This is a genomic window from Paenibacillus sp. sgz302148, assembly GCF_056120465.1.
This window is the reverse complement of sequence record NZ_JBVYOJ010000004.1, coordinates 111,928-124,384: the sequence shown is the minus strand read 5'-3', so window position 1 is coordinate 124,384 and position 12,457 is coordinate 111,928. Positions and strand designations below refer to the sequence as shown.

Here is a 12,457-nt window from a genome sequence, read left to right as displayed (position 1 = left end):
GCCAATAACGCGTATATGGGGGTATCGATTCGATGAAAAAGATATGGAGTATGATCTTGGCGTTAACGGTTGTATTTAGCGTAGCAGGTTGCAGCGGAAGTAGCGAGGAACCGGCCAAGGAGGAAGAAGCAAAATCCGACGGTGCGACGGAATGGGCTACGAATGGTGCAAATGAGTATGGATGGGACGTTCCGAAGGAGACGCTCAAGTTTTCTTTTTATGCCGGCTATGACGAGCAGTCCGAGGTCGACAAGCTTGCCGAGCCGATGGCTAAATTTTATAAAGAGAAGTTTAATGTCGAAATCAAAAAGATCGTTTACAACGTGGACATGAACGAAAAGCTGAACCTGATGCTCGCTTCCGGAGATTACCCCGAAGTGATCACCAATATGTCTGACGACATGGCCGAAAAATTCATCGCGCAAGGCCGTGCGATTGATCTAACGGATCTGATCGAAAAATATGCCCCGAATATTAAAGAAAAGCTCGGCAGCTACCTGAACATGATGAAAAATAGCGAAGGCAAAATTTATAAACTGCCTGTCGGCTGGGGCGAAAATCCGAACGTAGCCGGCTGGGATTTCGGCATTCGCTATGACTGGTGGAAGGAACTGGGCTCCCCGATCTATCAAACGCCCGATGAGTTTTATGAAACGTTAAAGCAAATTATGGCGAAGCATCCCACGAACAAGGAAGGCCAAAAGGTATATGCGATTTCGGACAATACGCAAGGCGCAAACCTGTACGGCGCGATGCTTGCCGCGTACGGCTTCAAGAACGGCTACAAGGTGAATGAAAGCACCGGGGAGTTTACCCATTGGATGAACACGCCGGAAGGTTACGATATCGCCAAATATATAAACCGGTTGTACCGCGAAGGCATGATCGACCCCGATTTTCTGACGAACAAATTCGAAGATTGGCAGACGAAAGTGATGAACGAAAGAGTGATCGGCAACATCGGAACATGGTGGCATCTGTGGGTAGCCGGTCAAGAAGCGTGGGCTCAGCAGGACAAGGGTAACTACAATATCGAAAAGCGATTTATGAACGTAAGCGTCAAAGCTCCCGGGGTGGATAAATCGACAGAGGTTGCTTCCAACTTCATCGGGACGTCGAGAATCATCATTACGGACAAATGCACGCAACCGGAAAAAATCATGAGATGGCTGAACTGGGAAGTAAGCACGCTCGGTACGATGATTACCGGTTTCGGCAAGCCGGATCCCGATAACGTCTGGGACATCAAAGACGGCAAATGGATGTTTAAGGACAGCGCAATGGACTATGCGAGCAAAAATGAAAACTTCCATGCCGTCCGCGAAAAATTCGGCTATCAAGCCTATATGATGATCGCTCCGGCAGGCTGGATTAAAGACGATCACCTCGATCCTAGAGTTACCCGCGTAAGCGTACACGATATGTGGCCGGTTACGGAGGACGGCAAGTTTAAGGACGAAGGCGTCAATCTGAGCTGGCAATACGTCAAAGGCGAAAGCTGGGATTCCACGCTGTATACGGTATCGTATAAAGGGGACGATCCCATCTCCAACACGAACGCAACGATCAAGGATACGCTGCTTTCCGAATGGGCCAAAATCATTACGAGCAAAACGAGCGATGAGCTGGACAGCAATTTCAATTCCGCCAAGGACAAGCTGAACCAGCTTGGGCTGCACGATCTCGAGAAATACAACGCCGATTCGTATAAAGCAAACGTCGAGAAATTCAATAAATAGCCATTCGCCAACATGCTTGGATAGTATTGACACACAATGCTATCCAAGCGCATTCCGTTTCGGGACGAACATATCTTTCGATCGAAAGAGGAGAAACTTATGCAGGAGATACAAACAAATTCGGGTATTCAGCAAAGTCGGCTAAAAGATCGGCTGCGTCGGATCGGTAAACGTTTTTATCGGGAAAGAGAGCTTTGGGCTATCAATATTTTTGCGATCGCTTGGGTGCTCATATTTTGTTACGGCCCGATGTACGGAATCGTGTACAGCTTTTACGATTATTTTCCCGGGAAGAGCTTAAGCGCTTCCAAATTTGTCGGTTTAAAATATTACATTGAATTTTTCTCGCTGCCGGACGTATGGCTCATTATCCGCAATACGCTTGTCATCAGCACGCTTGGATTAACGATCGGGTTTATAGCGCCCGTCATTTTGGCGCTGCTGATCAATGAGTTAAAAGGCATTAAATTCAAAAGGTTGATTCAGACGATTTCCTACCTCCCGCATTTCGTTTCTTGGATCGTTGTCGCCAGCATCATATTTACGTTGCTTGGCAGCGAAGGGGTTGTTAACGATGCTTTGCTTAAGATGGGTATCATCGACGAACCGTTAAGGATACTCGGCGAAGGGGAATATTTCTGGGGACTGCTGACGGCCTCGAACCTATGGAAAGGGATCGGCTGGTCATCCATTATATATATTGCTGCGATTGCAGGGGTCGATCAGGAGCTGTACCAGGCGGGAGCCGTCGACGGACTCGGGAGATTCGGCATGGCGTGGCATATTACGCTGCCGGGCATTCGGCCGACTGTGCTCCTGTTGTTTATCCTCGGCATTGGCTCGCTGCTTAACGCCGGATTCGAGCAGCAGCTTCTGCTCGGCACGCCGAAAACAAGGGAATATCATGAAGTTATCGACACCTACGTTTACCGGTACGGCATACAGCAAGGCCGTTATTCGTTCGCGACCGCGGTTGGGTTCATGAGCTCGCTGCTTGGCCTCGCGCTCGTCTTGATTACGAACAAAATATCCAAAAAGATGACCGACATGTCCATCATTTAACGTAGAAGGGAGAGGCGGCAATGAGAGCGGCATACGTTAAAAACACCCTCGGCGGACGCATATTCGACTTTTTTAATGTCGCGTTTATGATTATTTTGGCGTTTCTAATGGTGTATCCCTTCTGGAACCAATTGATCGTATCGTTTAACGAAGGCTTGGACACCTCCAGAGGAGGTTTGTATTTTTGGCCGAGAATCTTTACTTTCGACAATTACGTTTACATGTTCAATAAAGGCGATTTGGCCAAAGGAGCGCTCATCTCGGTGCTAAGAGTTGTCGTCGGTACGGTGACGACTTTGTTTTGTTCCGGGCTGCTGGCTTATGTAACGACGGTAAAGTGGTTTTCCGGCAAAAGATTTACGCGGGTTCTGTTTTTGATCACGTTGTATTTCGGCGGCGGCTTGGTTCCGACTTATTTGTTATACAGTAAGCTGCATCTGATGGATACGTTCACCGTGTATTGGTTACCTACTTTATTCAGCGCCTATTACATGCTGCTCATCTCATCGTATATGTACAACTTGCCGGACGCGCTGTCGGAGTCGGCCAGGATGGACGGATGCGGCGAATTGCGGATTTACGTGCAAATCATCGCGCCGTTGTGCGTTCCGGTATTTGCGGCGGTTGCGGTTTTCAGCGCAGTCGGCCACTGGAATTCCTGGTTCGACGTGATCTTGTACAATTCATCCGGGAAGTGGGACACGCTGCAAGTTTATTTGAGGAAAATATTGCTGGACGTTGAACAAGTGGGCAAGCTGACCAACGAACAGAAGCAGATGGAAGAAATGAGAAAGCTGTCCCCAGCTTCGATCAGAGCGGCGACTACGATGCTAGTAACGCTGCCGATTATCATATCGTATCCTTTCATGCAAAAGTATTTTATGAGCGGTATCACGATCGGCGCCGTGAAAGAATAGATCGGCGCTTGATTTTGCAAATTGACAATTCAACTAGGTTGAATTAAAATTAATAATGTTTAATATTATGAAACAATTCGGAAATATTGATGTGAGTTCATTTATGAAAGGAAGGTTGATTCGATGGAAACTGTGCGCCTTGAACGTGTCCGCAAGCAACTCGACGTTTTGGGACTCGACGCTCTATTGATTACCAATGCATTTAACCGCAGATATTTAACCGGTTTCACAGGGACGGCGGGATACGTTCTTATTTCGAAGGAAAAAGCGCTGCTCTTTACCGACTTCCGCTATACGAGTCAAGCGGCCGAGCAGGCAGAGGCGTATGAGATCGTCAAACATGCGATCAAGCCGGCTACATCCATTTACGAAGCGTTGCAATCGATTGGCGCGAAAAAGCTCGGTTTCGAAAAGAACAACGTGACGTTTGCGGCATATACGGCTTACCAAGAACAGTTTCCGGGCATCGAGCTTGTTCCGACCGAGGATATCGTCGAGAAGCTGCGCGGGATCAAGGATGAGACGGAACTGGGCTACATCCGCAAAGCCGTTGAAATTACCGAACAAGCATTCAACCATATTCTGGGTTTGATCGAGCCGGGTATTTCCGAACGAGATATATCGGCGGAGCTAGAATATTATATGCGCAAACATGGAGCTTCTTCGTCGGCTTATGCAACGATTATCGCATCCGGCGAACGGTCGGCTTTGCCGCACGGCTTGGCAAGCGATAAACTGTTGGCCGCGAATGAATTCGTTACGCTCGATTTTGGCGCGAGCTATGAAGGGTATTGCTCCGACTTGACGCGCACCGTCTTTATCGGCACGCCGACCGATAAGCATCAAGAGCTATACCGCATCGTGCTGGAAGCGAACCGGGCGACTTTATCCGGGCTGAAGCCGGGCATGTCGGGTAAGGACGGCGATTCGCTTGCCAGAGATATCATCGCCGGCTACGGATATGGCGAGCAATTCGGGCATGGCCTCGGTCATGCGTTCGGGCTTGAAATTCACGAGCCGTTGCGACTGTCCCAACAAAGCAAGGACGTTCTGCAGCCCGGCATGGTCATTACCGTAGAACCGGGCATTTATATTCCTGGTTTCGGCGGCGTTCGGATCGAAGATGACATTGTCGTGACCGAAACGGGCATCGAAGTGCTCACGAAGTCCAATAAAGAACTGATTGTACTGTAACGGGAAAGAAGTGATACATGTGATGAAGTCCGATACGGCGGAAGTTGTCATTATTGGCGGCGGCATCATAGGGATGGCGATCGCTTATTACACGGCAAAGCTTGGGATGGACGTCGTCGTCGTGGAACGGGGCGAAATCGCCGGCGGGACGTCGTCCAAGTGCGACGGCAATATACTGGCGATCGACAAGGATCCCGGCTTCGACAGCCAAATGTCCTTGAAGTCGCAGGAGCTTGTCGCCGAATTGGTGCACGAGCTCGACGAAGAGTTCGAGTATCGGGCTCCGGGCAGCATTCTCGTCTGCGAGAGCGACGAAGAAATGGTTGCCGCAGAGCGTTGGGTTGCCCGCCAGAAGGAAGCGGGACTTCCGTTCCGCATGCTGGACCGCCAAGATTTGCGCGATGAATGGCCGTATATGGCGGGCGATCTGCTTGGCGGATTGGAATGCGCCACCGACTCGACGGTGAATCCGGTATTGCTTACGTATTCGCTTGCGTCGACGGCGCGCCGGCTCGGCGTCCGCATCCTGACGAATACGCCGGTGACCGCTATTTTGCTCGATGAACGGCGCAAAGTGCGGGGAGTAGAAACCGCAAACGGCACGATAAAAACGAATACCGTTATCATTGCGGCAGGTATATGGTCGAAGCTGCTCGGCCAAATGGTCGGCATCGACATCCCGATCGAACCGCGCAAAGGCCATATTCTCGTCGCCTCGCGAACGGCGAATATCGGCAAGCGAAAGGTGATGGAATTCGGTTATTTGATCAGCAAGTTCGGCGGCAAGCGGAAGGTGGATCCGAAGTTCGAGCAATACGGCATTGCGCTCGTATTCGAGCCGACCGCATCGCAAAATTTCCTGATCGGCTCAAGCCGCCAATTTGTCGGCATGGATGCGCGCGTCGACCAGCAGGTGATCCGGCTGATCGCCGAACGGGCAATCCGTTTTTTTCCGGTCATCGAGCAAATCCCAATGCTCCGAACTTATGCAGGATTGCGGCCGTGGACGCCGGATCATTTGCCGATCGTATCACACATTGATGAAGTTCCGGGGTTGTACGTTGCCGCCGGTCATGAAGGCGACGGCATCAGCCTGGCCGCCGTTACGGGTAAAGTCATCAGCGAAATGCTGAGCGGCGCGCCGACATGTATCCCGACCGAGCCTTTGCGATACGACCGGTTCCATAGCGGGCACGTCCATCAGGAGGTAATCATATGAAGGTTTCCAAGATGGTTTCGACGATCGATACGCATACGGGCGGCAATCCGACCCGTACGGTGACGAGCGGCGCGCCAACGTTAATCGGCAGCACGATGACGGAAAAGATGGTTTACATGTCGGACCATCACGACGATTTCCGGCGGGCTTTAATGTTCGAGCCGCGCGGGCATGAGGTGATGTCGGGCTGCATCTTGACCGAGCCTTGCGATCCGACCGCCGACATCGGCGTCGTGTTTATCGAAACCGGCGGTTACTTGCCGATGTGCGGGCACGATACGATCGGCGTATGCACGGCATTGATCGAAGGCGGCATATATCCGGCAAACAAGGATGTGCTGCGGCTCGATACGCCCGCCGGCCTCGTGGAAGCGAAACTGGACATCGATAACGGCAAAGTCAGGCGGGTTACGTTTACGAATATTCCCTCGTTCCTGTACCGGAAAGATGTGACGGTTCAGGTCGGCGGTCTAGGCGAATTAACGTTAGACATCGCTTACGGCGGCAATTTTTACGGGCTGGTCGACGCGAGGCCTCTGAATTTGCCGTTGATGCCGAACCGGGCGTCGGACATTATCCGGCTCGCAATCCAAATTCGCGACGCCGTTAATGCGCAAATCGATGTAGTGCACCCGGATATTCCGGTCATTCACGGCTTGACGCATATCGAATTTTTCAGTGATCCGGTATCTCCGCTGGCGCATTGCCGCAATACGGTCGTCGTGCCGCCGGGCGGCATCGACCGTTCGCCTTGCGGAACCGGAACGTCGGCGAAGGTGGCCGCCCTCTACGCGAAGGGGGAGCTTGCGATGAACGAGGAGTTCGTGCACGAAAGCATCGTGGGGTCGATGTTTCATGCGAAGGTGCTGGAGGAAACCGAGGTAGGCGGCTTGCCGGCCGTTGTTCCGCAAATATCCGGCTCCGCTTGGGTAACCGGATTCCATCAGTTCGTCTTTCGCGAGAAAGACCCGCTGAACGACGGATTTTTCCTGCTGTGACAGCGGCAGCGTTATAACGGTTCAACATTGGATCATGGGGGAGGGATAACGATGGAATTCAACAAATGGTTTGCGGCAATCGATACGCATGCCGGCGGCGAGCCGCTTCGGATCGTCACCGGCGGCTTGCCGCAGCCGGAAGGAGCTACGCTGCAGGCAAAAGCGGACGACTTGAGCCGGAATTTCGATGACGTTCGCCGCGTTCTCATGGCCGAGCCTCGCGGGCACCACGGCATGACCGGCGCAATCGTCACACCGCCGTCAAGCGCAGATGCCCACTTGGGCTTATTGTTCATGAACAATGAGGGGGTTGCCCCCATCAGCGGACACGGCATCATCGCCGCCGTCACGGCCTGGATCGAGACCGGGCAACTGCGTCCGAATGAAGCCGATCCAGCCATTCGCATCGATACGCCAGCCGGGCGCGTGACGGCATACGCCGAACGGGAAGGCTCGGAAGTGAAGTCGGTTTCGTTCGACAACGTGCCGAGCTTCGTGTATGCGCCGGATATCCCGATATCGCTGCATGGCCACGAATTTACAGTGGATGTTGCGTTCAGCGGAGCGTTTTATGCCGTCGTCGACGCGAAGTCGCTGGGCGGCATCAAGCTGACGGAAAGCGCGCTGCCGGATTTGCAAGCATGGGGCGGCGCGATTCGCCGTACCGTCGTGTCGCAGCTTGCTGTCGTTCATCCGGATTTCCCTTCGATCACCGGTATCCATGGCGTCGTTATTTACGACGCGGACGACGTTCATCAGCCCGGCTCCGATTACCGCAACGTCACGGTATTTGCCGGCGAGCAGTTCGACCGGTCGCCGGGCGGGGCGGGAGCATGCGCGCATATGGCGGTGATGATGCGGCGAGGCGAGCTGCGGCTTGGCGAAGAAGTTGTATATGAAGGGATCGCAGGCAGCCAGACGAAAGGCAGGGTTATGGCCGAAAAGAAAAACGGCGGCTACGAAGCGATCGTTCCTCGGTTGACGGGTAACGCATTTATTTTAGGGATGATGAATTTCGTAGTCGACCCGACCGATCCGTTGTCCGATGGATTTGTTTTGCGATAGAAATCAGAACTTACACTAATATTGAGAGGGGAAATTGTTCATGGCACGTTTTGAAGGCGTTTATGTAGCAATCGTTACACCTTTTACCACATCTTACGAGGTAGATTACAAGCGTTTAACGGAGCTTTGCGATTGGCTGATCACGCAAGGCATCAACGGTCTCGTACCAACGGGTTCTCTAGGGGAATACGCGACGATGACGAACGAAGAGCGCGCGAAAGTGGTCGAAACGGTGATCGCGGCATCCGCAGGCCGCGTGCCGGTTGTAGTCGGCTCCGCTGCGCCTTCCACACAGCAAGCGGTAGCTTGGGTTCGTCACGCGAAAGAATCAGGCGCCGCAGGCGTTATGGCGCTGCCGCCGATCAACTACAAGCCGCTTGAGCATGAAGTCATCGCGCATTATGAAGCGCTGAATACGGTCGGACTTCCGATCGTCGCTTACAACAATCCTCACGACTATAAAATCGATTTAACGCCGGACTTGCTTGCCAGGCTGTCGAAATTCGAAAATGTCGTTGCCGTGAAGGAATTTTCCGGCGACATCCGCCGCGTTCATGATATTTTAGCGAAAACGGATCTTGAAGTGATGATCGGCGTTGACGATTTGGCGATGGAAGGACCGCTGTTCGGCGCAACGGGCTGGATTTCCGGCGTACCGAACGCGCTGCCGAGGGAAGGCGTCGAATTGTTCAACCTGGCAAGACAAGGCAAGCTGAAGGAAGCTTCCGAGCTGTACCGTCGTTTGCTGCCGTTGTTCCACTATGATGCCAGCCCGCAGCTAGTGCAATCCATCAAGTACATGATGGAATTGGCCGATTTCCCGGTTGGCCCGACGCGTCCGCCAAGATTGCCGCTGCCCGAAGCCGATTACCAGGGGATCAAAAAAGCTTTTGATTTTGCCGTGGGCCGCAACTAAGGATAAAACGAAACATACGATATCGGCATGATACGGGGAGGTCATGGAAATGATGAACAGTCAAAACTGGATCGGAGGAGAATGGATCACTCCGAATGCCGGCGAAGTTATAATCAAAAACCCTTCGAACGTGCAGGAAGAAGTCGGCGTGCTGCATTTGTCCGATGCTTCCCACGTTTTGCAGGCGGAGCAGGCGGCCCGCAAGGCGTTCGCCTCCTGGTCGCGCCTGACCGGAGCGGCGAGAGCGGAATATTTGTACAAAATGGCCGCGGCCTTGGAAGCGAAATTGGTTGAGGTCGCAACGCTTGCGAGCATGGAGATGGGCAAGCCCATTACGGAAATGCGAGGCGAAGTGATGCGCGGCGTCAACTTGCTGCGTTATTACGCCGCCGAAGGCGTAAGGGCGAACGGCAGCGTTATTCCTTCGAGCGAAATAAATGTGCTGCAATATACGAAAAGAGTGGCATTAGGCGTCGTCGGGATCATTACGCCATGGAATTTCCCCGTGGCCATTCCGATCTGGAAAATCGCCCCGGCGTTAATTTGCGGCAACACCGTCATCTGGAAGCCTGCGGAGTTCGCTTCGCTCACGGCAAGCCGATTGGCCGAAATTTTCGCTTCCGTTGGGTTGCCTGCAGGCGTATTGAACCTTGTCATCGGCAAAGGCAGCAAAATCGGCGACGTCCTGCTGGAGCAAACGCAATTAAACGCCGTCAGCTTTACCGGCTCTACGGCGACCGGAACGCGTGTTGCGGAAATTTGCGCGCGCCGCAACATCAAATACCAAACCGAAATGGGCGGCAAAAACGCGGCAATCGTGCTGAACGACGCCAATCTCGAGAAAACGATACCAATGATCCTCAGCGGCGCGTTCCGCTCCGCCGGTCAAAAATGCACGGCGACGAGCAGAATCATCGTCGAAAGCGGCATTTACGAGCCGTTCGTCGAAGCGCTCCAAAAAGCCGTATCGGCGATCAAGCTTGCGCCGTCGCTCGATCCTTCGGCTTACCTCGGGCCGGTTGCTTCGGCCACCCAGCATCAAACGGTCATGTCCTACGTGAAGATGGCTCGCGAGCAAGCGGCTATTATCGCCGAAGGGCCTTCACTTGCGGAAGCGAACGAAGGGCATTATATCCGTCCGCTCGTCGCGGCGGGCGTTGATGCGGATCATCCGCTCATCCAGGAAGAAATTTTCGGGCCGGTCGCCGCGCTGCTTAAGGCAAGCGATTTTGACGAAACGATCGCATTGTGCAACCGGACCGTGTTTGGTTTGAGCGCTTCCCTTTTTACGCAAAATCTCGTTCATGCACATCGTTTTCTTGACGAGGCGCAAGCGGGCATGGTTCGCGTCAATCAGGAAACGGCAGGCGTTGAATACCAAGCGCCGTTCGGCGGCATGAAGCTGTCCAGCTCGCATACGCGCGAGCAAGGTCAAGCGGCGCTCGACTTTTATACCGAAATCAAAACTTGCGCAGTCAGCTACGCTTAAGAAGGTATTGCTTATGAAACCGACATCGTTGATCGTTTGCCGTTGCGAAGAAGTGACGATTGAACAATTGGAGCAGGCCTATCGGACAGGAAGCTGTACCTCGCGGCAATTAAAAATGAAAACGCGGGCGTCGATGGGCGCCTGTCAAGGTCGTGTATGCAGGCAGCTCGTGGAAGCATGGGTTCATGACAAAAATCCGGGTTCGCCGCGTGATGTGGAATTGTTGTCGTATCGACCGCCAATCCGGCCGGTTACGTTCGGCCAGCTAGCAAAGGGTGAGGCGTAAATGGAACGGATACTGGATCACCCCATATTAGGCAAAAAACCGCGGCGCGAGCCCGCTTCCTTCACGTTTAACGGGAAGCGGCTGACCGGCTGGAGCGGAGAGCCGCTTGCCGCGGCCCTGCTCGCGGCAGGCGTCCGGACGCTGCGCAAGCATGAGGAATCGGGAACGCCGCGCGGGCTCTATTGCGCCATCGGCCACTGCATGGAATGCCGCGTGAGCGTGCAAGGCCGCGGCATCGTCCGCGCTTGCCTGACGCCGCTCGAAGACGGCATGATCGTATTCGAAGGGCAGCAGCTGGCTAATGAAATCACTGGGAGGAAACTGCCATGAACGAGCCGAAACCGAAACGTCAGCAATCGGACCTCATCGTTGTGGGAGCCGGGCCGGCAGGGTTATCCGCTGCGGTGGTTGCGGCCGAATCCGGCTTGAAGGTGACCGTCATCGACGAGTTTCCGGAACCGGGCGGCCGCATGCTGGGGCAGTTCCACGAGGAGCGCGGGCATTGGTGGGTCGGCAAACGGATTGCCGATGAGTTGATCGGGAAAAACCGGGCGCATGGCGTAACGATCCGCTGCGGCGTTTCGGTGTACGGCATGCTGAAGGAGGGCGGCCTGTGGGAGGTGTCGACCTCGTCCGGCGCGATGACGGCGCCACGCGTGCTGCTTGCGACAGGAGCCGTGGAAATCCCGATGCCGACGAACGGCTGGACGCTTCCCGGCGTCATGTCGATCGGCGCCGCGCAAGTGATGACGAACGTCCATTATGTTAAGCCGGGCAAGCGCGGGCTCATTATCGGCGTGAACGTGCTTGCGATGGCGATCGCCCGCGAGCTGTCGGTCAGCGGCGTTCAGCTCGCCGGCATCGTGCTTCCGCCAGGCGGGCCACTTGCCGGCAAAGCGGCTCTGCCGAAGGACAATTTGCAGCTGCTGATGGGCTTGTCGCATCTGGCTCCGTCGCCAATCCTTCGACTTGGCGGCAAGATAGCGAATGCGCTCGGCATGGCGGGCATCGTGTCCGGCTTGTTTCCGCGCCGCGGCATTAAATTGTGGGATATTCCGCTAAAGCTGCGCACGACGGCGGTATCGATCAACGGCACCGACCGCGTCGAATCCGTCACGCTGGTTGACATGAACGGCCAAGGCGAAATCATTGCGGGCAGCGAGCGGGAGGAAGCCGTCGACTTCGTCGCCTTGGCGGGCGGCTTGTATCCTTTGGCCGAGCTGGCGTCGGTTGCCGGCTGCCCGTTCATTTACACGCCTGAGCTTGGCGGGCATTTGCCGCTGCACAGCGAGCGGATGCAAACGCCGGTCGAGGGTCTGTACGTGGCTGGCAACATCACCGGCGTGGAAAGCGCTCTCGTGGCGATGGCGCAAGGCCGGCTGGCTGCTATTTCGATTTGCTGCGACGCCGGCGTGCTTGGCAGCGAATGCGAGCGCAAAGTGGCCGATGCGATCGACGAGGTGCATAGCGTGCGCGCTTCGGCCTTAATTCAATTTCATCCGGGCATTCCGGAGGCGAGGCGCGGCATTTACCGGATATGGCAGGAAACCTTTGGAACTGGAGTGTGACGAT

General features: G+C 54.3%; 12 protein-coding genes. All 12 read left to right on the top strand.

All coding sequences use genetic code 11. From position 1 onward, the window contains the following. Nucleotides 1-32: 32 nt before the first annotated feature. Nucleotides 33-1,739, top strand: coding sequence for a type 2 periplasmic-binding domain-containing protein (locus AC0LWM_RS07730; protein WP_474674333.1), 1,707 nt, complete (start codon nt 33-35; stop codon nt 1,737-1,739). A gap of 99 nt (nt 1,740-1,838) precedes the next feature. Then, nucleotides 1,839-2,801, top strand: coding sequence for an ABC transporter permease (locus AC0LWM_RS07725; protein ID WP_474674332.1), 963 nt, complete (start codon nt 1,839-1,841; stop codon nt 2,799-2,801). A 20-nt stretch (nt 2,802-2,821) separates the two neighbouring features. Beyond that, the gene (locus tag AC0LWM_RS07720) at nt 2,822-3,718 is read left to right on the top strand and encodes a carbohydrate ABC transporter permease (protein WP_474674331.1); all 897 of its coding nucleotides are present in this window, start codon (nt 2,822-2,824) and stop codon (nt 3,716-3,718) included. Nucleotides 3,719-3,841: 123 nt separating this feature from the next. Further along, the gene (locus tag AC0LWM_RS07715; protein WP_474674330.1) at nt 3,842-4,912 is read left to right on the top strand and encodes a M24 family metallopeptidase; all 1,071 of its coding nucleotides are present in this window, start codon (nt 3,842-3,844) and stop codon (nt 4,910-4,912) included. 22 nt (nt 4,913-4,934) lie between these two features. After that, entirely contained in the window at nt 4,935-6,131 is a 1,197-nt protein-coding gene (locus AC0LWM_RS07710) for an NAD(P)/FAD-dependent oxidoreductase (RefSeq protein ID WP_474674543.1), read from the top strand. Next, on the top strand, nt 6,128-7,129 hold the full coding sequence (locus AC0LWM_RS07705) for a 4-hydroxyproline epimerase (protein WP_474674329.1): 1,002 nt from the start codon (nt 6,128-6,130) through the stop codon (nt 7,127-7,129). Before AC0LWM_RS07710 ends, AC0LWM_RS07705 begins: the two co-directional genes overlap by 4 nt. 51 nt (nt 7,130-7,180) lie before the next feature. Beyond that, on the top strand, nt 7,181-8,194 hold the full coding sequence (locus AC0LWM_RS07700) for a proline racemase family protein (protein ID WP_474674328.1): 1,014 nt from the start codon (nt 7,181-7,183) through the stop codon (nt 8,192-8,194). Between the two features lie 40 nt (nt 8,195-8,234). Then, nucleotides 8,235-9,110, top strand: coding sequence for a dihydrodipicolinate synthase family protein (locus tag AC0LWM_RS07695; protein ID WP_474674327.1), 876 nt, complete (start codon nt 8,235-8,237; stop codon nt 9,108-9,110). Between the two features lie 52 nt (nt 9,111-9,162). Continuing rightward, entirely contained in the window at nt 9,163-10,599 is a 1,437-nt protein-coding gene (locus AC0LWM_RS07690; protein ID WP_474674542.1) for an aldehyde dehydrogenase family protein, read from the top strand. A 13-nt stretch (nt 10,600-10,612) separates the two neighbouring features. Beyond that, nucleotides 10,613-10,885 carry a (2Fe-2S)-binding protein gene (locus AC0LWM_RS07685; RefSeq protein WP_474674326.1) on the top strand — a complete coding sequence of 91 codons (273 nt, stop codon included), beginning with the start codon at nt 10,613-10,615 and terminating at the stop codon, nt 10,883-10,885. Continuing rightward, on the top strand, nt 10,886-11,215 hold the full coding sequence (locus AC0LWM_RS07680) for a (2Fe-2S)-binding protein (protein WP_474674325.1): 330 nt from the start codon (nt 10,886-10,888) through the stop codon (nt 11,213-11,215). Continuing rightward, nucleotides 11,212-12,453, top strand: coding sequence for an NAD(P)/FAD-dependent oxidoreductase (locus tag AC0LWM_RS07675; protein ID WP_474674324.1), 1,242 nt, complete (start codon nt 11,212-11,214; stop codon nt 12,451-12,453). The genes AC0LWM_RS07680 and AC0LWM_RS07675 overlap by 4 nt, the downstream gene beginning before the upstream one ends. Nucleotides 12,454-12,457: the final 4 nt, after the last annotated feature.